A 21,901-nucleotide genomic window follows, 5' to 3' on the forward strand; every position below is an offset into this window, starting at 1 on the left:
TTCTGGATGAGGTTTTTTAGATCGTATGAGTTTATCAGAATAATGCTCCCGCTACTTTTTTAATATTGTCACTTTTGCCCATTGAATAAAAATGCAGTACCGGAACACCGAAGTCAAGCAATTCTTTGCATTGATTGATTGCCCATTCTATCCCGATTTGTTTTACAGCATCATTATTCCTGGCGTTTTCCACTTCACTGATCAGTTCTTCGGGCAGGTCAATTTTAAAAACCTGGGGAAGAAGTTTCAGATGCTTCTTCGTAGCAATCGGTTTGATTCCCGGAATAATAGGTACCGTGATACCCATTTCGCGGGCTTTGGTTACAAATTCCATAAATTTTTTATTATCAAAAAACATCTGCGTTACGATATAATCGGCTCCAGCATCTACTTTTTGTTTCAGCCATTTTAAATCATAATTCATGGAAGGTGCTTCAATATGCTTTTCCGGATAACCTGCTATGCCGACACAGAATTTATTGTGCTCATCACACTCCTGGTCTTCATTGTGCAGATATTTACCTCTTCCCAGATTATTAATCTGATGAACTAAATCCATCGCACTGGCATGACCACCTATAGTGGGTTCAAAATACTGATGTCCTTTCATAGCATCGCCACGAAGCGCCATTACATTATCGATTCCGAGGTACATACAGTCTACCAGAAGATATTCTGTTTCTTCTTTGGTAAAGCCGCCACAAAGCAGGTGCGGAACCGTATCTATATTGTATTTATGCTGAATAGCAGCGCAAATTCCCAACGTTCCGGGACGCATCCTTGTAATACGGCGCTCCATCAAACCATTTCCTTTATCAATATAAATATATTCTTCCCTGGAAGTTGTTACGTCAATGAAAGGTGGTTTGAATTCCATTAAAGGATCAATATTTTTGTAAAGATCTTCGATTCCGATGCCTTTTTGTGGCGGAACGACTTCGAGCGAAAATAAGGTTTTTCCGTTTGCGTTTTTTATATGTTCGGTGATTTTCATTTAGCTTAAAATGTTGTTTTTTAAAGTTTCGTTTTTAATTTTTAAAATTTCTCCAACTCCAATAATTTTTGCCCCTTCAAGGAATTCAAATTTTACTCCTTCATATAATTTATTTTTAAAAAGGTGTGGAGACATTAGTGTTATTTCAGCTTCGACTTCTTCACCAGGGAAAACCCATTCTTTATTAATAAAAACCTGTCTTCCAGATGAGGTTGATTTCTCAAAATCAAATCTTACTTGAGGTCTGTAATTAGATTGAGCAGGAGTCATGCGTCCTCCTTCATCAGTTGTCCGATATTTTAAATACGCAATAAAGTCAAAATCGTCTTTCATAATTCTTATTTAAATTCCATCTGCCAAATTAGGATTTAACCATTTTCTTGCTTCCTGTAAAGAAATTCCTTTCCTTACCGAATAATCTTTCAGCTGGTCTTCTGCAATCTTTCCCAGTCCGAAATATTTTGCGTGCGGACTTCCGAAATAATATCCGGAAACCGAAGCAGTAGGAAACATCGCTAAACTTTCTGTTAAATAAACACCAATGTTTTCTTCCACTTTCAGCAAGTCCCAGATGGCGTGCTTTTCCAGGTGATCCGGACAGGCGGGATAACCAGGAGCCGGACGGATTCCTTTATATTTTTCGGCTATTAATTCTTCGTTAGTTAAATTTTCCTGATTGGCATAGCCCCAATATTCTGTTCTCACTTTTTTATGTAAAAATTCGGCATAGGCCTCTGCGAAACGATCTGCCAAAGCTTTTACCATGATGGCGTTATAATCATCGTTTGCTTTTTCATATTCCTGCGCCAGTTCGTCAGTTCCGAATCCTGTTGTCACACAAAAAGCTCCGACATAATCTGTTTTACCTGAATTTTGTGGTGCAATAAAATCACTCAGCGCCAGATAATCTTTTCCTTTTGATCGTTGCGCCTGTTGCCTTAACGTAATGAATTTTGCTTTTTGTCGGTTGTCTTTGTCAAAGATGAGAATATCGTCCGTTTCAGTGGAATTGGCTTTAAAAATTCCGAAAATGGCTTTTGCTGTTAAGAGTCTTTCATCCAGAATTCTTTTTAAAATGACCTGAGCATCTTTGAACAGTTCTTTAGCCTGAACTCCGACAACCTCATCTTCCAGAATATTCGGATATTTCCCATGAAGATCCCAGCTTCTGAAAAACGGCGACCAGTCAATAAAAGGCAATAACTCTTTTAAATCCTGATTTTCAACAACGGTAATTCCTAATTGATTTGGAGTAAAAATATCTTCATTTTCCCAGTCAATTTTAAACTTATTTCCTCTGGCTTCTTCGATGGAGACATAATCTTTCTCCACCTGCCGGTTCAGGAATTTTTCCCTGAATTCGGAATAATCATTTTTTAAATCCGCAACATATTCCTTATTTCGGTCGCCTAATAAAGAACTTACCACGTTTACCGCTCTGGAAGCATCGTTTACGTGAACGACGGCGTTTTTATATTTTAAATCAATTTTTACAGCGGTATGTGCTTTTGAAGTTGTTGCACCGCCGATTAGTAAAGGAAAATTTAAATTCTGTCTTTCCAATTCCTGTGCGATATAAACCATTTCATCCAGGCTTGGTGTGATCAGTCCGCTTAATCCGATCACGTCTACTTTTTGTTCAATGGCGGTCTGAATAATTTTTTCAGCAGGAACCATTACTCCGAGATCCACAATTTCATAATTGTTACAACCCAAAACCACACTCACAATATTTTTACCGATGTCATGAACATCTCCTTTTACCGTTGCCATCAGAATTTTCCCGTTAGCTGGTTTTGAGCCGTCTTTTTCTGCTTCTATGAATGGCTGTAAATAAGCCACCGCTTTTTTCATGACCCTCGCTGATTTTACCACCTGGGGAAGAAACATTTTTCCGCTTCCGAACAGGTCTCCTACAACGCCCATTCCGGTCATTAAATTAATTTCAATAACGTGAAGTGGTTTTTCCGCCTGCAATCTTGCTTCTTCAACATCTTCTTCAATAAAACGGTCGATTCCTTTTACCAAAGCATGGGTAATTCTGTCCTGCAAAGGATGATTTCTCCATTCTAAATCCTCAACTTTTTCTTTTTTTATGGATTTATGCTTTTCCGAATAATCTAAAAGTCTTTCGGTAGCATCTTCCCTTTTATCGAGGATAACGTCTTCCACCAGCTCAAGAAGTTCTTTATTGATTTCATCATACACTTCCAGCATCGCAGGATTCACGATTCCCATATTCATCCCGGCCTGAATGGCGTGATATAAGAAAACAGAATGCATAGCTTCCCTCACCGTATCATTTCCACGGAATGAAAAAGAAACGTTTGAAACCCCTCCACTTACCGAGGCATACGGAAGATTTTGACGAACCCATCTTGTTGCTTCAATGAAATCGATTGCGTTTCGGCGGTGCTCATCCATACCGGTAGCCACCGGGAAAATGTTTAAATCGAAAATAATATCTTCCGCAGGAAAATTTAAACGATTCACCAAAATATCGTAAGAACGCTTTGAAATTTCAATTCTTCGTTCGTAAGTATCTGCCTGTCCTAACTCATCAAATGCCATGACAATAACAGCGGCACCGTATCTTTTGATTGCTTTTGCCTGCCTGATAAATTCTTCTTCACCTCCTTTGAGACTGATTGAATTAACCACGCATTTTCCCTGTGCCACCTGAAGTCCTGCCTCCAAGATTTCCCACTTCGAAGAATCGATCATTATTGGGATTCTGGCAATATCCGGCTCGGATGCTATTAAATTTAAAAATTTGATCATGGAAGCTTTTCCGTCAATCAGTCCGTCGTCGAAATTGACATCCAGAATCTGCGCGCCACCTTCAACCTGATGGCGTGCTATATCCAATGCTTCAGCAAATTTTTCTTCTTTTATTAATCTTAAAAATTTCTTTGAGCCGGCAACATTGGTTCTTTCGCCAACATTGATAAAATTACTTTCCGGTGTTATGATCAAAGGCTCAAGCCCCGATAATCTTAAATATTTCATTAATTATTCTTCTAAAATAAAATAGGCGTTGTTTGCATTCTGCTTCAGCAAATCAACATGTTTTCCTAAAGCGGTCGCAATCGGAAATCGTTTATAATTTAATCCGTAATCTCTCGCAAACTGCTCAATTTCTTCTGTAATTTCATTATAATAAGCATAACTGTAATTTGGAAAAAGATGGTGGGCAACATGAAAATTGAAATTCCCCAGCACATTTCTTACAAACCAGTTATTTTCCTGTAAATCATTCGTTACTTCAAACTGATGATGCAGCCAGCTGAAAGGCAATCCGTTTTTTCCATCCAGTTTCGGGAAAGCATTGTCAGGCAGCGGGTGTAATGGAAGCAATACAAAAAGTGCAAAAATACTTGCTGCAATTACCTGTAAAAACCAAGCTCCCAGTGCAAGACCTATTGAAACCTTAAAAAACAAAACCGGTACAGCAATCTGATAAAAAAAATAAAACAGTTTATAAGCAATCATCTTTACTTTTTCTTTTACCGGAATTGCTCCCTGCGTTTTCAGGATCACACGGTTGTTATCAAAAAAATCCCTGAAGTCCCTGATAAACATCCAGTTGAATAAATACAGCGGGTATACCAGGAAGAAAAACCGATGCTGATACTTCTGAACTCCTTTTGCTTTAATCCACGGAACAATCAGAAGCACACCACTTTGTTCAATATCAGTATCCCAACCGTCAACATTAGGATAAGCATGATGGCTTGCGATATGTCTTTTTTTCCAGATATAGGAATTAGCCCCTACAAAATCGAAAATCTGCAATACCAGACTGTTGAGTTTTTTACTTTTAAAAATATTATTATGTGCTGCTTCGTGAATCAGATTAAGATAAATTAAAACAAGCGTTAATCCCATCAAAACAAAACTTAAAATATATAATCCGGCATTTTCCGCATTGAATAATGCAAAAACATACAGCCCGAAATACAACAAAGGCAATATAACGGCTTTGATCTGAATATAAATATCCCTGTTTTCAGGAATTGCTTCTACCCGCTGGTTCACTTTTTTTCTTAATTCATTAAACAATTTTGCATCCTCTGAATCTTTTAAGTAAATAGGTTTTTCCATTATATTTAAATTTTGTGTGATACTTAAAGATAATATTAAAAAACATTCCTTTTCTTCCTATTCAATTAAAAAATTCTATTAAATCAGACAAATTCCTTCAATTTTCTTGGTGGATATTGTGAAACCAGATCCGCAATCGCTTTGATATGATCCGGCGTTGTTCCACAGCATCCTCCGATAATGTTGATCAGTCCTTTTTCCACATACTCTTTGATCTGGGCAGCCATATCTTCAGGCGTTTCATCGTACTTTCCGAAAGCATTTGGTAAGCCGGCATTCGGATAGGCAGAAACATAAAATCCAGAGTTGTGCGCCAGAGTTTCCAGGTATGGCGTCAACTGATTTGCTCCCAAAGCACAGTTGAAACCTACGCTTAGTAAATTCAGATGCGAAACAGAGATTAAAAAAGCTTCCGCAGTTTGTCCGCTCAGTGTTCTTCCTGAAGCATCGGTAATCGTCCCTGAAACCATAATTGGAATGCTGATTCTTCTTTCATCCTGAATTTCATCAATAGCAAACAGGGCTGCTTTTGCATTCAAAGTATCAAAAATAGTTTCTACCAGTAAAATATCTGACCCTCCGTCTAATAATGCTTCGCACTGCTGTTTGTAGGCCACTCTCAATTCCTCGAATGTAATGGCCCTGTAGCCGGGATCGTTCACATCCGGACTAAGGCTTGCCGTTCTGTTCGTTGGGCCGATAGATCCTGCAACGAATCGTGGTTTATCCGGGTTTTTAGCGGTGAATTCGTCACACACTTTTCTGGCGATTTTTGCAGATTCGTAATTTAATTCATATACCAGATCTTCCATATGATAATCTGCCATGGCAATCGTGGTGCCCGAAAATGTATTGGTTTCGATGATGTCGGCTCCTGCTTCAAGATATTTTTTATGAACTTCTTCTATTGCGTGGGGCTGCGTTAAAGACAACAAATCATTGTTTCCTTTTACAGGATGTTCCCAGTTTTTGAAACGTTCGCCACGGTAATCCTCTTCTTCAAATTTATACCGCTGAAGCATGGTTCCCATCGCTCCGTCGAGAATTAAAATTCTTTCGGATAATGCTTTGTATAATTGTTCTGAATTTTTCATTTTTTATATTTTTTCCATAGGTTACACCTACGGCTATTATTGTTGAACCCTTCGGGTTTGTTGTTAATCCAATGCCTGTTTCAAGTCAGCAATAATATCATCCACATTTTCCAGACCAACAGAGCACCGCACCAGACCTGCCGTGATTCCGACTTCGCTCCTTTCGTGATCGGACAATTTGGAGTGCGTTGTTGATGCCGGATGCGTAACAATTGTTCTTGTATCGCCTAAATTTGCAGAAAGTGAACACATTTTTATTTTATCTAAGAAGTTCCTTCCCCCTTCGATTCCGCCTTTGATTTCGAAGGCTACGATATTTCCACCCAACTTCATCTGTTTTTTAGCGATTTCATACCCCGGATGGGATTTCAGGAATGGATATTTCACCAATTCTACATTGGGATGAGCTTCCAGAAATTCGGCAACTTTTAAAGCATTTTCACAATGTTTTTCAACACGGATCGCCAATGTTTCCAGACTTTTGGACAACACCCAGGCGTTGAAAGGCGACATGGCAGGCCCCGTATTCCTTGCAAAGAGGTAAATTTCGCGGATGAGATCTTCTCTTCCTACTGCCACTCCTCCTAAAACCCGACCCTGTCCGTCAATTAATTTGGTTGCGGAATGAACCACAATATCTGCCCCGTATTTTATCGGCTGCTGTAAATAAGGTGTAGCGAAGCAGTTATCCACAATAAAAATTAAATTGTGCTTCTTCGCAATCTGTCCGAAAAATTCTAAATCCAAAACCTCGATCGCAGGGTTGGTAGGTGTTTCCAGATATAAAACTTTTGTGTTCGGCTGAATATATTGTTCCACATTTTCAGCATCTTCCGCTTTGAAATAGGTTGTTTCAATATTCCACTTCGGGAAATATTTGGTAAACAATGTATGGGTAGAACCGAAAACCGACTGACAGCTTACGATGTGATCTCCCGCATTTAATAACGTGGCAAATGTTGAATAAATGGCCGCCATTCCCGTTGCAAAGGCATACCCTGCTTCGGCACCTTCCATTTTGGCTATTTTCTCTGTAAATTCTGTTACATTCGGGTTTGAAAACCGGCTGTACAGATTTTTCTGTTTTTCTTCCGCAAAACTCGCCCTCATATCTTCCGCATCCTGAAAAATAAAACTGGATGTTAAATATAAAGGTGTTGAATGCTCATCAAACTGAGTTCTTTCCGTCTGGGTTCTTATAGCGGAGGTTTCAAAATTATAATTTTCCATATTTTTTTGAAACCTTCAAGGTTTTAAAAACCTTGAAGGTTGTTTAATTTATTTTGTTCTATAGTTTCACCTAAGGCTATTGATATTGAACCCTTTCGGGTTCAAATTATTTGTCCTATTTAGTTTCACTTACTCTTAAAATATCCCCAAAAACGCCTCTTGCGGTAACTTTGGCTCCTGCACCGGCTCCCATGATAACGATTGGATTTTCGCCATAACTTTCCGTGTAAATTTCAAAGATGGAGTCTGATCCTTTTAACTGTCCTAAAGCGGAGGTTGCAGGAACTGAAATCAGCTTCACATCAAGTTCGCCTTTTTCTTTTTGTAAATCACCGTGAAGATCTCCGACATATCTTAACACATGGCCGGATTTCTGATTGTTTTTGATCTTTTGATATTCTTCATCCAACTCGTTCAATCTTGAAAGAAATTCCGGTTTTGAAACGGAAAGCAAGCTTTCAGGAACTAAATTCTGGATATTGATGTCTTCAAATTCGTTGATTAAATCTAATTCTCTCGCCAAAATCAATAATTTTCTTGCGACATCATTTCCGGATAGGTCTTCTCTTGGGTCCGGTTCCGTATATCCTTTTTCCAGCGCTTCATTGATAATCGTTGAAAATGCGTCATCCCTCAATGAAAAATTATTGAAAACATAACTCAGTGTTCCGGAAAAAACCCCTTTAATTCTGGTAATATTTTCTCCTGAAAGGTGTAGAAGCTTTATGGTGTCAATCAATGGTAAACCGGCTCCTACATTGGTTTCGTAAAGATAACGACGGTTGTTTTTGTTCAATGTATATCGAAGCTGTCGATATTCCGAAATAGGGAGCGTGTTGAAAATCTTATTAGATGAAACCAGGTCAAAACCGTTTTCCGCTAATGCATGATAATTTTTAACAAATTCTTTGCTTGCCGTATTATCTACTACAATCAGATTTTCAAGTTGATTTTCTTTCGAAAAATTAATCAGTTCCTGAACATCTGACGGATTTTCCGCTGTTAAAACCTCATCATTCCAGTTACTGTCAAACCCTTTTTTGTTAAAAGCAATTTTTTTTGAATTGGCAACAGCTACTACTTTAAGATCGATTTTTTTCCTTCTTTTAATTTCCTCTGAAGACTCCAGAACCTGTTCTATTAAGGTTTTTCCTACGTTTCCATGACCGATAATGGCCAGATGAACTGTTTTTGGTTTTTTAGAAATTTCAGATTCTATGATATTTTTCGCCTTCTCGTCCTGAGAAGAAGTAACCACAATATTTACTCTTTTCTCTGCTGCAATCTGATTAAGCAACAGCGGGAAAACATTATTTCTGGCCAGCTCAGCCAGTATTTTATTTAAATCTTCCGCAACAAAGCCTAAAACCGATACGTTGTTAATACTATAAATCTGGGAAACCTTGCCCGATTTTCTTTCTGCTTCAAATTCATCAATAAGACAATTCACTGCTTTTTCGGAATCGCTTTCCTGTACAAGAATGGAAATCCCGTTTTCTATCGCCTGTTGTGAAATAACCCCAACACTGATTCTCGCTAACGTAAGCGCTTTAAAAATTCTTCCGTCAATACCGATTTCCCCTAAGAAATCCTCTCCTTCAAATTTGATGATTGACCTGTTTCTCAAAAATTTTATTTCGTTTGCATTGCTTTTCATCTTCTACAAAATATTTTTAATGATCGTATTTAATTGTTCATATTCCATTAGGAAGGCATCATGACCATGAATTGATTTAATTTCATGATAGAATACATTCTCTTTATCTTTCTTTAATTTTTCAAAGCACATTCGGATTTCGGAAGCGGGAAAGAAAAGATCCGTATCTACAGCAATGAGATGTATCTGAGCCTTTATCCTTTTCAGTTCGGATTCATCCGCATCAATGGTCATCAGCAAATGATTCATTAACCGGTATGATGGTAAACTAAATCTTTCGTTCAGCGCATTACCGTGATAAATGAGCCAGTCTTCCGACTCCAACCTCTCCTTCTCATGATTGTATCTGTTTTGAAATCTGTCATTTAACGATTCCGGTGTTCTGTAACATAACATGGCATGAATTCTTGCCTTTTGCAGGGGTTCTTCCTTATGATTTAATAAAAATTTCTGAACAAGACATTGCGCATGAAGCCAGTCGTGGGTTTTAAAATCACAGGCAATGGGAATAAATATTTCAGCGAGTGCCGGATTTTTAACCAGCATTTCCCAGCCGATACCTCCTCCCAGAGAGCCCCCGATAATAGTATGTAAGCTTTTAATATTTAAAATTTCAAGACCCTGTAAAAAGATATTGGCGATATCTGATGGTGTAAAATCTTCGTAGTCATCGATAAAAAAATTATCGTAGCCATTTCCCGGAATATTGAAGCACAAAACGGTGTACTGATCTGTATCAATGATCTGCTTTTTTCCAATCAATTTTTTCCACCATCCTTTTTCTCCAGCAACATCCGAATTTCCGGTTAAAGCATGATTTACCAGAATTACCGGTGCAGAAAACAATTCTTTCCCGAACAGCTGATAGCTTAACGAGATATTGTATTCCCTTCCGGAATTGGTGTGATACGAAAAATTAATATGTCTTAGTTCTGCTTTCAATTTTATTTATTTTAAATACAATTGAAAATGCCACAGGAAATGGCTGAAAAGAACTTCAGGTAAGTTATCTGTCCAAATTATTTGGTAGAACGTAGCACCTTCTTTGCTTGCGCAAAGGGTTGCTAAGGTTTCATCGGGTCTAATCCCTCAACCTTTCTTGATAACATTTTCAATATTTGAATGAACGAATGGTGCAAAGATAAAACTTTTATTTCAATTTTTTATAAAAATTTAACTTAACACTTCAACGCCTCATTTAAAAGGCTTTTCGGCATGATATTAAGTTTAATTCAAATTAAGGAAGTTGGAATTTTTTAACAAAAAGGCTACCTTCGTAATGAAAAATGATGAGATATGATTGCTGAAAAACATAGATTACAAAACACAGACTGGAAAAACTGGGGACCATACGTCAGTAACCGGCAATGGGGGAATGTAAGGGAAGATTACAGTCCCAATGGCGATGCATGGAATTTTGCCAACCATAATAATGCAGAAAGCTACGCTTACCGATGGGGGGAAGAAGGTATCGCCGGAATCTCAGACGCCAAACAGATTTTTTGTTTTGCCCTTTCATTTTGGAATAAGAAAGATAAGATGGTAAAAGAGCGTTTTTTCGGATTGAGCAATCCTCAGGGAAATCACGGTGAAGATATTAAGGAGATCTTTTACTACCTGGACAACACGCCCACTCACAGCTACATGAAAATGCTGTATAAATATCCTATCAACGCTTTCCCTTATGATGACATCCGTGCAGAAAATGCCAGAAGAGGCAAAAAGGAAGCAGAATACGAAATTTTCGATACCGGGATTTTTGACAAGGATGAATATTTTGATATTTTTATTGAATATGCCAAAGCGGATCACAACGACTTCTTAATACGCGTAACGGTTTTTAACAGGAGTGATAATGCCGCCCCAATAATAATTGCACCAACAGTGTGGTTCAGAAATAACTGGAAATGGGGTTATAATACCTACAAAGGACAAACTGTGGCTTCGCACGACGGCTGCATTAATATTCAGCATGACAGTATTTCGATTAAAAAATTCTATTCAAGAGACACGGACGCGGAAAGTGTTTTTTGCGAAAATGAAACCAATAATCCTAAATTATACGGAGCTCCTTATCCCGGAAACACCTATTTTAAAGACGGGATTAATGATTATATTATTTATGGCAGCAATACTATAAATCCTGAAAAAACAGGGACTAAAGCTTCGTTCCTGCTGGATGAAATTATTGAAGCCGGAGAATCGAAATCTTTTGACTTCAGACTTTCTCCACAAGATCTTGATGAACCTTTTGAAAATTTTGATGAAATCTTCAGTGCACGAATTACTGAAGCCAACGAATTTTATGAGGAAATCCAGAATGATGTAACAAACGAAGATGAAAGAAATGTACAAAGGCAGGCTTTTGCCGGATTGCTCTGGAATAAACAGTTTTACCATTATAATGTCGGAAAATGGCTCAAAGGTGACCCTAATTATGAAGCGCCTCGTGATTTCTCAAATTATGTAAGAAATACGGAATGGAACCATCTCCATAATAAAGATATTATCTCAATGCCTGATAAGTGGGAATATCCTTGGTACGCTACCTGGGATCTTGCGTTTCATTGTGTTCCGTACGCTCTGATTGATGCCGAGTTTGCAAAAGGGCAGCTTCTATTGCTTACAAAGGAATGGTATATGCACCCAAACGGACAGCTTCCTGCCTACGAGTGGAACCTGAGCGATGTAAATCCGCCTGTACATGCCTGGTCCTGTTTCAGGGTTTTCAAGATTGATGAAAAACAGAACGGAAAGCCCGATCTTTTATTTTTAGAAAAAGTTTTCCAAAAGCTGCTTCTTAATTTCACATGGTGGGTAAACCGGAAAGATAAAAACGGAAAAAATATCTTCGGAGGAGGATTTTTGGGCCTTGATAATATCGGTGCTTTCGACCGGAATATGGTATTAAAAGACGGGCAGCATCTGGAACAGGCAGACGGAACTAGTTGGATGGCGATGTATGCATTGAATATGATGCGTATTGCAATGGAACTTGCCCAATATTATCAGGTATACGAAGATATGGCCATTAAGTTCTTTGAACATTATCTTTATATTGCTGAAGCCATGGAGAACCTGGGTGACGGGACAAAAGGACTCTGGAATGAAGAAGACGGATTTTTCTACGATGTCTTACAGCTTGGAAATGGCGACAGCGTTTCCCTGAAACTGAGAAGTATTGTAGGTCTTATCCCGATGTTTGCCGTAGAAATTATAGACCATCACCTGCTTGATAAGATGCCTAATTTTGTTGAAAGAATGGATTGGGTGCTCAAAAACAAACCCGAACTTACAAAACTGGTTTCCCACTGGGAAGAAGAAGGCCAGGGAAGAAAGCACCTGATGAGCATTCTCAGAAAAACAAGACTTACAAAAGTACTGAGCCGTATGCTGGATGAAAAAGAATTTTTAAGCGATTATGGAATACGGGCCATGTCTAAGGTATATGAAGAAAATCCATTTGTCTTTTCTGTTCACGGAACACAGAATGTTGTATATTATACACCGGCAGAGAGTGACAGCCGAATGTTCGGAGGGAACAGCAACTGGAGAGGCCCGATATGGTTTCCTATCAATTTCCTTATTGTGGAGAGTTTACAGCGGTTCCATTTTTATTACGGAAACAGCATGAAGGTAGAACTTCCAACGGGAAGCGGAGATAAAAGAAATCTTGATGAGGTAGCCCAAAATATAAGCAATAGATTATGTTCTATTTTTCTAAAAGATGAGGTAGGACAGCGTCCTTTTAACGGAGGAAACGCCAAATTCAATTATGATGAAAATTTTAAAGATTATATTACATTCTTTGAATACTTCCATGGTGACAACGGCCGGGGAATAGGAGCATCCCATCAGACCGGATGGACAGCAACCGTTGCAAAGCTGCTGAAACCAAGAATGTCATTCTAAAAGTATTTTACTCATTACAAGCCTCTCTTCAGAGGCTTTTTTCATATACCACACTTTATTAATTCTTTCAATGATAGAATTCAGAAATATAGTTAAAATCTATTTAATCATTAATATAAAAACATTATTACCGTAAAATCAATATAATATTTATAATATTTTTAAATTTGGATTGATTTTTTAACATTATAATATCTATATTAGCAAATAAATTTAATAAACTATTTCTTATGAAAGGAAAATTACTACCTCTTACAGCTTTGGTACTTTCAGCTGTATGCAATTATCAACTCAATGCCCAGGAATATCAGCCGCTGCCTATCCAGAGTGGTTTCAATGCTGATGTTATTGCCAATGGTGTTGGTCCTTCAGCATCTTCCACTAACAATGATGTAGATGGTGTAAGCTATGCTTTTATTTCACGGGATTTTCAACTGACCGCAACAAGCAATCCACTTACGTACGGACTTCCTACAAATGGAATTATCAATTCTGTTGTAGCTTCAACATCCGGTTTATCTTACCAACTTGGCGCTTACAGTTCAAACAATACCCTGAGACTTCAAAATACCAACGACAACGGGACTTTAATTTTCACGACACCAATGCAGGCCATTACAGTATATATGCTGGCAACGGGAGGAAGTGGGGCCTGTACCGTAGATGTGGACGTCAATTTTACAGATAATACTTCTCAGACATTCTCTGCAATCAGCATTTCCGACTGGTACGGCGGAAGCAGCTATGCGATTCAGGGAATCGGGAGAATCAATTTAAACAACGATAATCTTGAATCCGGCTCGGGGACCAATCCTAGGTTATATCAGATTCCTTTGGCTATCAGCACAGCCAATCAGTCGAAAAGTGTAAAGAGTGTAACGGTAACAAAAGTTGGAACGGGAGGTATTCCTAACATCTTTGCTTTTGCGGCAGACGCCTATAATGCATGCAGCACACCAACAAATATCACGGCTACCACTACCATGACAGAAGCAACACTAAGCTGGACAGCACCGGCAAGTGCGCCTGCTTCCGGGTATCAATATTATTACAGTACTTCACCTACAGCTCCTACAGCAACAACAGTTCCTACAGGAAATGTGACTTCAGGAACTACAGTAACTCTTAATCAACTTACAACCGGGCAAACATATTATTTCTGGGTAAGATCGAATTGCGGAGGTTCTTCACAAAGTTTCTGGAAAATGAAAGAATTTACACCGGGACAGATCAGCACACTTTATACAGCCGGCGACATCAATACACAATATAACAATTCCGGCGTTACCACTTCATCCACTACGAACTGCGCAGGAACCTTAAGTGTAAACGTGCCTTCGGGATATAAAATAAAATCTACAGCCGTTTCTTATAAAATGTCTACCGCTTCAAACGGATGGATGGGTGAGCAGAGAAGTCTTTTGGTTTGTACAACCAACAATGTTACAGAACCTTCAGTAACCTCAGGATCCGGATCTTCTTCAGGTACGTATTCTTACAACAGAACAGGACTCACGCTGGCTAATGATCTTACGGGAACCGTAAATTTCGAGCTGAGAGCATGGAGAACATATGGAGGATCAGATTGCACCGCAGAATATAATAAAGTTGATAACAACACATTTACCGTAACAGTTACCCTGGAACCTTTAGCTTTGGCAACAAATGAAGTTACCGTAAAAGAAAAAGAAAGAATTGCGCATCCTAACCCGTTTGTGGATACTTTATACCTTGAGAAGGCCGAAAATGTGAGAAAGGCAGTAATAACAGATCTTTCGGGAGTAGTGGTAAAAACCATTGAAAACCCTTCTTCAACAGTATTTTTAGGAGGACTAAAATCCGGAATGTACATCCTGACTTTACAAATGAAAGACGGTTCTCTGAAAAGCATGAAAACCATCAAGAAATAATAATTATAAATTATATTAAAAACCCGCGGATAATTCTTTATCCGCGGGTTTCTTTTTGTTAGTATAAACAGCCTAAGGCTGAACAACTTCTCCGTTAACCAAAACTTCAAATCCTATTTCTACAGTCGGTTCCAGGGTTTTGGAAACAGAACAGTATTTCTCAAATGACAACTGGGCTGCTTTCTGAGCTTTTTTAGGATCGATATTTCCTTCCAGTAAAAATTTTACTTTGATGGATTTAAAAGGTTTTGCATCGTCAACCTGAATTCTTTCTCCCTCTACCTCAGCTTTAAAATCTGTAATTTCCTGTCTTTGCTTTTTCAGGATAGAAACAACATCAATCCCGCTGCAGCCTGCAACGGCCATCAGAACACTTTCCATAGGCGAAACACCTTTTGCGCCCGGTTGTGTTGTATTATCGAGAAGAATTGAATTTCCCTGAGCGTTGGTACATTCAAACAAAAAATCGTCGTTGATTCTGTTAAGTGTTATTTTCATTATTGCTTATTGCTTATTGCTTATTGCTTATTGCTTATTGCTTATTGCTTATTGCTTATTGCTTATTGCTTATTGCTTATTGCTTATTGCTTATTGCTTATTGCTTATTGCTTATTGCAAAATTATAAAATTCCTCTCGCTTTTATCTCCAGGTATTTATTGATAACATCGATATTCAAGTTTTCAGGAAGTGTATAAACCGTATAAATCCCGTATTTTCTAAGTTCCTGAATAATCAGTTTCTTTTCAAACTCAAATTTTTCGGCAATAATCTCATCATAAATTTCCTGCATATTTTCCGGATTTTTATTAATCAGCGTCTGAAGTTCAGAATTTTTAAAGAAAACCACTACCAACAGATGGTTTTTAGCGATGCCACGTAAATATTTCAACTGACGGTTAAGTCCGTCCAGCGTCTCGAAATTGGTGAACAGCAGTATAAGACTTCTCTGGTTCAAAGAATATTTTACATCCTGATACAGCCTGCTAAAATCACTTTCAAAAAAATCGGTTTTAATATTATAAAGCGCTTCTGATATTTTTCTGAGCTGACCCGACTTGTTTTCTGCGGCAATTTTATTTTCCGTTTTTTTAGAGAACGTCATCATCCCGGCCCGGTCTCCTTTTTTCAGGATAATATGGGATAAAGCCATTGTTGCATTGATGGAATAATCCAGCAGGCTCAATCCTTTAAAAGGCATCTTCATCGTTCTTCCGGTATCGATCAGCATAAAGATCCGTTGGGATTTTTCGTCCTGAAACTGGTTTACCATCAGCCGGTTTGTCTTGGAAGTTGCTTTCCAGTTGATCGTCCTGATATCATCTCCCGGTACATATTCTTTGATCTGCTCAAACTCCATAGTATGGCCGAGCTTTCTTATTTTTTTAATTCCTCCTAATAGAAATTCGCTCTGAATAGCCATCAGTTCATATTTTCTCAGGTGGATGAAAGAAGGATAAGAAGGCAGATTGGCATCTTTCTGAAAATTAAATCTTTTAGACACAAAACCTAAAGGTGAAGAAACATACACATTCAGGCTTCCGAAATTATATTCTCCGCGCTCTTTAGGCTCAAGAATATATTGAAAAAAGGTATTTCTTCCCGGGAAAATTTGTTTTTCAATCAGAAAATCCCTCTTCTGAAATTGAAAAGGTATCTCATCGATTACCTTAACCGAAATTTCAAAATCATAATTATTTTTAATATCGATTTTCACAGGATTTTCATCTCCGTTGGATAATTTTTCAGGCAAAATCCTTTGTGCCGAAATTCCTTTATTTTTGTTAAAAACAAAGAGAGCATCTACCATTACCGCTAAAAAGCAAAGCAGTAAAGCAATATGCGCCGCCCACATAAGAGACGGAAAGAAGAATGCAAAGACATACAGAATTCCCACTCCGATGAGCACGTAAAAAAAGCGCGTATTGATGTATAAGTTTTTCATTTTTAAATGTCGGCTTTCAGGTTGCAGATAGCAGTTGACTTATTACTCCTATCTTGGAATTTCAATTCCTTCTAAAATTTGTCTGATAATTTCATCAGCGGTAAGGCCTTCCATTTCTCTTTCAGGCGATACGATTACTCTGTGTCTCAATACGGCATAACTCGATTCTTTGATATCCTCAGGAGTTACAAAATCTCTTCCTCTCAATGCAGCAAAAGCTTTGGAGGCTGTTAGCAATGCAAGACTTGCCCTTGGAGAAGCTCCCAGATAAAGGAACTGATTTTCCCTTGTATTCACAATAATCTTGGCGATATATTCCATCAAATGCGACTCAACAATAATCTCTTTTACAAGTTGTTGGTAATTTTTCAACTGCTGAGCCGTGATAACGCGGTTTACTACATCTGTTTTGTCTTCCGTTTTATTTTCGTGCTGATTTTTTATGATGGCAATTTCCTGCTGCAGGTCAGGATATCCTACATTGATTTTAAACAGGAAACGATCAAGCTGCGCTTCCGGCAGTCGATAGGTACCTTCATGTTCAATAGGATTCTGGGTTGCCACTACAAGAAAGGGTTCTTCCATAATGTAGCGTGTTCCATCCATCGTAATCTGTCTTTCTTCCATTACCTCGAACAAGGCGGCCTGTGTTTTTGCGGGTGACCTGTTGATCTCGTCAATCAAAATAAAGTTTGAAAAAATAGGGCCTTTTTTAAATTCAAATTCGGAATTTTTTACATTAAAAACCGAAGTTCCCAAAATATCAGACGGCATAAGATCCGGCGTAAACTGGATTCTGCTAAAGCCTACATCAATGGTTTTTGCCAGCAATTTTGCAGTAATGGTTTTTGCAACTCCGGGAACACCTTCGATAAGAACGTGTCCGTTTGATAAAAGTGCAGCCAAAAGATGTTCTACCATACTTTCCTGCCCCACGATTACTTTCGCAATTTCGGACTTTACTTTTTCCAGACTTGTTCTAAGCTCAATCATATCTATCCTAGACTGAAACTGGTCTTCTTTTTTATCAAGATGTATAGAATGCTGGTCTTCTGTATTGGGGTTTTCTATATTTTCCATTATAATATAATTTAACAATTTACCGATGTAGCAACCAGGAGAGTTGTTACATTGTGATATTTTTAGATTGTTATACTTTTTTAAATTATTTCGTCAAGCAATTTATTCATTTTTCCAAGATCTTCTTTCATTACCTGTGCATACGGATCTTGTGCCTTTTTTATCAGATTCATGGCTTCATTAATCATTTCCATAGGTTTGCCGGTTTTTAGCTGAAGTTTCTTGGCAAATTCTTGATCCAGATGCTGTGTATCGATCAGGAGATCCATTCTTACCTTATTCAGAAAATACTGTGCTTTTTTAGCCATCATATCATGAAAGTCTCCTTCCTGAAGATATAAATTGCCGATGCTTTTCACAAAGTCAACAGAGGTATTTTTTAACGGCTCTATGATCGGGACGATACGCTGTTTTCTTTTAGCATTAAAGAAGATAAAAAGAACCAACCCTCCTAACAATACCCACCACGCATACTTTAACGCAGGTTTTGAGAGGATAAATCTTAGGAAAAACTGCGAAACTTTTGCATCGTTTTCTACAAACCAGATTGTTTCACGGTCATCAAGGTAAGAAAAAACATCCTGGGCGTACCTTACATTCCCACGTTTTAACAGATAATAGTTGGTAATGAAAAGGGGTTCGCAATGCACATAAATTTTTCCTTTTCCGAATGCAATCTTAATAAAATTGGCCTGGTCTGAATTGTTTTTCTCAACTGTTTTTCCCAAAACCTCAACACCCGGCTTTATAAAGGTGAAACCTCTTCCTGAAGGAAATTTATCCAAATGGATAAAATCGTTGCTGAATTTTTTGTCCGTAAGCTTCAGCACATTTTCATCTTCGAAAGAAATCTGTGAATCATAATAACCGATACTATCCGAGATTTGTTTAGGCATTTCACTCACGATAAGCATCGCATCCGAACCCTTGGATACCTGATCCAGAATCTTATTCCATGACGGTCTGTCGATTGTCTCTTCTATAACCAGAATATTATGCGGCTTCTTATCAGCCTGATAATAATCGTATGGCGTCTCTGATATTTGTTTGATTTTATTTTTAAAAAGCGTATTTACCTCATTGTTAAAAACAAACAAACCGAAAGGTGATTTCTGGTTGATATCAAAATTTTTCCTCCAGTCCGTTCTTTCCGTTTTATTCGCTTCAAACAATACCAGAATAATCATCACAACGATGAAAATTACAGCATATATTTTGAAAGTTTTATTCATGGCAAGATTTACGGTTTAAACGATTGATACTGGGTTTTAAATTTCTGATAGCTTTCTTCCGAAATGCTGAATTCTCCGTACCATACGTAATCAAAAATGTATGAAAGCTGAAAGAATTCGTCCTTAAGATGCGGGGCTTTTAGTTCTGCCACATAGTCTTTATTGGTTTTTTCAGGATTCCAGCCAATGAGTTTTTTATCACTGAGTTTTTTTAATACAAATAAAAACTGGTAACGCACCGCGGAACGGAAATCACCGGATTTTTCAAACTTCAGGATGCTTTCCGGAAAATTAATTTCGTGAATATTTTCATGAAGCTCTTCATCTTTAAGATCAACCTTTTTGTTTTTCTTCCCGAAAAGAAAACCTCCATCTTTACCGATAAGATATTTAATAATAAAGTATAGCAGGAAGCCCACGAGAATAATTGCGAACAGCCTTACAAGCATTCCTGCAATATTGGCTGAGTTCGTAAAAACCGTTTCTCCGAAAATGCTGTTCAGGATTTCAACGATTTTTTTCATCAGCTTTTCCCATACTGACATTCTCGGTTTTGTTGTGGTATAGTCAAAATCTTCACCTTTATATCTTGACGGAACGTTTTCTTTAAATTTTTTAGGATAAACCGTATTATCTGTAACCGGTTTGTTCTGCAATACAGAATCTGCCCGGTACATATTTTTGTAGTGGCTTGTACTGACAGAATCTACATACACTTCTGCAGTCGGCGGCGGATCATCCTGTGCATGAACATATCCTGCAGCTAAAAAAATCAGTAAAAAAATAAAAAACTTATTCATTAATCCCGATGGTATCTATTTCTGCCAGCTCCATTTTCTGATGAAGATCTGTGCGGCTGTCATAATACATTAATCCCGAGTTGATGTACAAAACATTCATCAGCAGGGTTGAAATAACGGAAGAAATCCCGTACATCACAAAAAACAAAGTTCCGAAGCTTCCGGCAAAAGGATTTTGCTCAAATTGTGCATCAGGAGCTGTTGTTGAAAGTTTCATAATAAACAGGATCATTGGAATAGATGAAAAGAACAGGCTCACAATGTAAAACAACACCATCATAATGATGGTTGCTCCCCAATATTTCCAATACGGAGAATTTTCTCTTCCGTTTTTATAGGAGAACTGCGATCTTATGGCATAACTTAGTGATTCAAAAAATCCTCTTTTCCCGTTAAAATAATCAAAGCAGAAAAATAAAATGATATTAAACAAATTAGGCACCACAAAAAGCATAATTACCAATCCTATAATAATAAAAATAAGAATATATGAGATCCCGAAAATGACAAATGCAATGGGCAACACCAGAAATGTTAATCCGAAATAAGCAGCGGCTACTTTTTTACCGTTTGATTTAAAATCACTGAGGATATCATCTGCCTTTATATTTGTTTTTCCTTCCGCAATTCTTTTCATGTAAAAAACAGGAAACAGAAAGTTTATGATCATGAGCGCTGAAGAAAGAACAAATAACAAAATTCCGCATACAATAAGCATTCCCATATTATCACTGAGAAACTGCTCAAAATAATAACTCTGCCCTGCCATATTGGAACCGAAAATTGCTCCAAGGAATTCTTTATACCCGAAAACAATAACTACCAACATCAGAATCAGCAGCAATCCGTTCAGGAGCAGAAAATTTTTAAAATAATTCTTACCGTATAATTTGAAAAAAGTGAAACTGTCTGTGATAAAAGTTCCGAAATCTCTCTTTTTATAAAACTGCATCATGGATCTGGTTATTGATTTTTCTGTTAACGATGGGAGGATATATAAAATAGTAAAACCCGATAGTGAGAAGTGATCCGAAGATAATAATAAGGTTTAAAGACAAGGGCATATTCAGGGCATGTCTTGTGACGTAACCTTCGATAATTCCGGCACAGATGGTAAAGGGTACCGTACTTAAAAATATTTTAAATGAATCTTTAAAACCATTCTTAAAAGAATTGAACCTTGAAAACGTTCTTGGAAATAAGATGGACGCTCCCAAAATAAGCCCACACATGGCTTCCACCACCATGGAAAAGATCTCAAAAACACCATGAAGCCATATTCCGCGTGCACTGTCGCCCAAAGCTCCGTAATCATAGAAAAAATACTGGAAAGAACCGAGCATTACACTGTTTGACAAAAGCGCCCACAAAGTACCAACTCCTCCAAAAATCCCATAAATATAAAGTTTGGCTCCTACTCCGATATTATTGAATATAATCCCGATTGTACTCCCCCAGGTAGATCCGCTCTGATAAACGCCAACGGCATTACCTTTTTTGATATTTTCAATGGTCTGGTTTACATAATCTTCTCCCAAAATAATTTTAGCAAAATCTTTATCATAGACTGCAGAAAGCAAACCGATGAGGGTAAATAACGTAAAGAATAAGAATGCATAGCCTAAATATCTTCGGTATTGGTATACAAGCAAAGGGACTTCCGTTTTGAAGAAATATACCATACGGTTTTCTTCTACTCTTTTAGTTTTATAAATTTTCTGAAAGATCTGTGAAGAGAGGTGATTCAGATAAACTGTTGTATTGCTTTTAGGATAATAGGTCTGTGCAAAAGAAAGATCGTTGATAAGATTAATGTACAGCGAAGAGAGGTCATCAGGATTTTTTTTAACTTTCCCCTGGATAACCTGTTCGATTCCCAACCATTTTTCTTTATTTTGTTTAATAAAATAAACTTCTCTCATAACTATAAGGCTAAAATAATAAA

General features: G+C 37.7%; 17 protein-coding genes and 1 riboswitch. Of the genes, 2 read left to right on the forward strand and 15 right to left on the reverse strand.

Annotation, left to right across the window (positions count from 1 at the left end; genetic code table 11):
- Window positions 1-34: 34 nt before the first annotated feature.
- From metF to U9K52_RS12680, 8 genes are all read right to left on the reverse strand, one after another.
- Window positions 35-994 carry a methylenetetrahydrofolate reductase [NAD(P)H] gene (metF, locus tag U9K52_RS12645; protein ID WP_322926857.1) on the reverse strand — a complete coding sequence of 320 codons (960 nt, stop codon included), beginning with the start codon at window positions 992-994 and terminating at the stop codon, window positions 35-37.
- Window positions 995-1,327 carry a hypothetical protein gene (locus U9K52_RS12650; protein WP_248390324.1) on the reverse strand — a complete coding sequence of 111 codons (333 nt, stop codon included), beginning with the start codon at window positions 1,325-1,327 and terminating at the stop codon, window positions 995-997.
- A 9-nt stretch (window positions 1,328-1,336) separates the two neighbouring features.
- Window positions 1,337-4,003, reverse strand: coding sequence for a methionine synthase (gene metH / locus U9K52_RS12655; protein WP_322926858.1), 2,667 nt, complete (start codon window positions 4,001-4,003; stop codon window positions 1,337-1,339).
- A gap of 3 nt (window positions 4,004-4,006) precedes the next feature.
- Window positions 4,007-5,098, reverse strand: a complete 1,092-nt coding sequence (locus tag U9K52_RS12660; RefSeq protein ID WP_263601619.1) for a fatty acid desaturase family protein — start codon at window positions 5,096-5,098, stop codon at window positions 4,007-4,009.
- 83 nt (window positions 5,099-5,181) lie between these two features.
- Window positions 5,182-6,192 carry a homocysteine S-methyltransferase family protein gene (locus U9K52_RS12665; protein WP_263601620.1) on the reverse strand — a complete coding sequence of 337 codons (1,011 nt, stop codon included), beginning with the start codon at window positions 6,190-6,192 and terminating at the stop codon, window positions 5,182-5,184.
- 63 nt (window positions 6,193-6,255) lie between these two features.
- On the reverse strand, window positions 6,256-7,422 hold the full coding sequence (locus tag U9K52_RS12670) for an O-succinylhomoserine sulfhydrylase (RefSeq protein WP_322926860.1): 1,167 nt from the start codon (window positions 7,420-7,422) through the stop codon (window positions 6,256-6,258).
- Window positions 7,423-7,537: 115 nt separating this feature from the next.
- A complete protein-coding gene (locus U9K52_RS12675; protein WP_322926861.1) occupies window positions 7,538-9,079 on the reverse strand; it encodes an ACT domain-containing protein in 1,542 nt (513 codons plus the stop codon).
- 3 nt (window positions 9,080-9,082) lie between these two features.
- A complete protein-coding gene (locus U9K52_RS12680) occupies window positions 9,083-10,021 on the reverse strand; it encodes an alpha/beta fold hydrolase (RefSeq protein ID WP_322926863.1) in 939 nt (312 codons plus the stop codon).
- 61 nt (window positions 10,022-10,082) lie between these two features.
- Window positions 10,083-10,188, reverse strand: a riboswitch (SAM riboswitch).
- A 187-nt stretch (window positions 10,189-10,375) separates the two neighbouring features.
- Here U9K52_RS12680 and U9K52_RS12685 point away from each other — a divergent pair.
- The gene (locus U9K52_RS12685; RefSeq protein WP_263601624.1) at window positions 10,376-12,991 is read left to right on the forward strand and encodes an MGH1-like glycoside hydrolase domain-containing protein; all 2,616 of its coding nucleotides are present in this window, start codon (window positions 10,376-10,378) and stop codon (window positions 12,989-12,991) included.
- 230 nt (window positions 12,992-13,221) lie between these two features.
- Window positions 13,222-14,901, forward strand: a complete 1,680-nt coding sequence (locus U9K52_RS12690; RefSeq protein WP_263601625.1) for a T9SS type A sorting domain-containing protein — start codon at window positions 13,222-13,224, stop codon at window positions 14,899-14,901.
- Window positions 14,902-14,973: 72 nt separating this feature from the next.
- Here U9K52_RS12690 and U9K52_RS12695 read toward each other — a convergent pair whose 3' ends face one another.
- From U9K52_RS12695 to U9K52_RS12725, 7 genes are all read right to left on the reverse strand, one after another.
- The gene (locus tag U9K52_RS12695) at window positions 14,974-15,399 is read right to left on the reverse strand and encodes an OsmC family protein (RefSeq protein ID WP_248390306.1); all 426 of its coding nucleotides are present in this window, start codon (window positions 15,397-15,399) and stop codon (window positions 14,974-14,976) included.
- Between the two features lie 122 nt (window positions 15,400-15,521).
- Complete coding sequence (locus tag U9K52_RS12700; RefSeq protein WP_322926865.1) at window positions 15,522-16,844, reverse strand: DUF58 domain-containing protein; 1,323 nt, start codon at window positions 16,842-16,844, stop codon at window positions 15,522-15,524.
- Between the two features lie 48 nt (window positions 16,845-16,892).
- Window positions 16,893-17,924, reverse strand: a complete 1,032-nt coding sequence (locus U9K52_RS12705) for a MoxR family ATPase (RefSeq protein WP_322926866.1) — start codon at window positions 17,922-17,924, stop codon at window positions 16,893-16,895.
- An 80-nt stretch (window positions 17,925-18,004) separates the two neighbouring features.
- Window positions 18,005-19,156, reverse strand: coding sequence for a hypothetical protein (locus U9K52_RS12710; protein WP_322926867.1), 1,152 nt, complete (start codon window positions 19,154-19,156; stop codon window positions 18,005-18,007).
- An 8-nt stretch (window positions 19,157-19,164) separates the two neighbouring features.
- The gene (locus U9K52_RS12715) at window positions 19,165-19,956 is read right to left on the reverse strand and encodes a DUF4129 domain-containing protein (RefSeq protein ID WP_263601629.1); all 792 of its coding nucleotides are present in this window, start codon (window positions 19,954-19,956) and stop codon (window positions 19,165-19,167) included.
- A complete protein-coding gene (locus U9K52_RS12720; RefSeq protein WP_322926869.1) occupies window positions 19,949-20,911 on the reverse strand; it encodes a hypothetical protein in 963 nt (320 codons plus the stop codon). Before U9K52_RS12720 ends, U9K52_RS12715 begins: the two co-directional genes overlap by 8 nt.
- On the reverse strand, window positions 20,895-21,878 hold the full coding sequence (locus tag U9K52_RS12725; RefSeq protein ID WP_322926872.1) for a stage II sporulation protein M: 984 nt from the start codon (window positions 21,876-21,878) through the stop codon (window positions 20,895-20,897). The genes U9K52_RS12720 and U9K52_RS12725 overlap by 17 nt, the downstream gene beginning before the upstream one ends.
- Between the last annotated feature and the right edge of the window lie 23 nt (window positions 21,879-21,901).

The sequence above is a fragment of the Chryseobacterium sp. MHB01 genome, from assembly GCF_034651565.1.
GTDB lineage: Bacteria > Bacteroidota > Bacteroidia > Flavobacteriales > Weeksellaceae > Chryseobacterium > Chryseobacterium nepalense.

Coding starts and splice junctions, on each gene's coding strand:
- U9K52_RS12675 (WP_322926861.1), bottom strand. CDS start 9,079: ATGAAAAGCAATGCAAACGAAATAAAATTTTTGAGAAACAGGTCAATC.
- U9K52_RS12690 (WP_263601625.1), top strand. CDS start 13,222: ATGAAAGGAAAATTACTACCTCTTACAGCTTTGGTACTTTCAGCTGTA.
- U9K52_RS12720 (WP_322926869.1), bottom strand. CDS start 20,911: ATGATGCAGTTTTATAAAAAGAGAGATTTCGGAACTTTTATCACAGAC.
- U9K52_RS12650 (WP_248390324.1), bottom strand. CDS start 1,327: ATGAAAGACGATTTTGACTTTATTGCGTATTTAAAATATCGGACAACT.
- U9K52_RS12665 (WP_263601620.1), bottom strand. CDS start 6,192: ATGAAAAATTCAGAACAATTATACAAAGCATTATCCGAAAGAATTTTA.
- U9K52_RS12695 (WP_248390306.1), bottom strand. CDS start 15,399: ATGAAAATAACACTTAACAGAATCAACGACGATTTTTTGTTTGAATGT.
- metH (WP_322926858.1), bottom strand. CDS start 4,003: ATGAAATATTTAAGATTATCGGGGCTTGAGCCTTTGATCATAACACCG.
- U9K52_RS12705 (WP_322926866.1), bottom strand. CDS start 17,924: ATGGAAAATATAGAAAACCCCAATACAGAAGACCAGCATTCTATACAT.
- U9K52_RS12700 (WP_322926865.1), bottom strand. CDS start 16,844: ATGAAAAACTTATACATCAATACGCGCTTTTTTTACGTGCTCATCGGA.
- U9K52_RS12685 (WP_263601624.1), top strand. CDS start 10,376: ATGATTGCTGAAAAACATAGATTACAAAACACAGACTGGAAAAACTGG.
- U9K52_RS12660 (WP_263601619.1), bottom strand. CDS start 5,098: ATGGAAAAACCTATTTACTTAAAAGATTCAGAGGATGCAAAATTGTTT.
- U9K52_RS12715 (WP_263601629.1), bottom strand. CDS start 19,956: ATGAATAAGTTTTTTATTTTTTTACTGATTTTTTTAGCTGCAGGATAT.
- U9K52_RS12670 (WP_322926860.1), bottom strand. CDS start 7,422: ATGGAAAATTATAATTTTGAAACCTCCGCTATAAGAACCCAGACGGAA.
- U9K52_RS12710 (WP_322926867.1), bottom strand. CDS start 19,156: ATGAATAAAACTTTCAAAATATATGCTGTAATTTTCATCGTTGTGATG.
- U9K52_RS12725 (WP_322926872.1), bottom strand. CDS start 21,878: ATGAGAGAAGTTTATTTTATTAAACAAAATAAAGAAAAATGGTTGGGA.
- metF (WP_322926857.1), bottom strand. CDS start 994: ATGAAAATCACCGAACATATAAAAAACGCAAACGGAAAAACCTTATTT.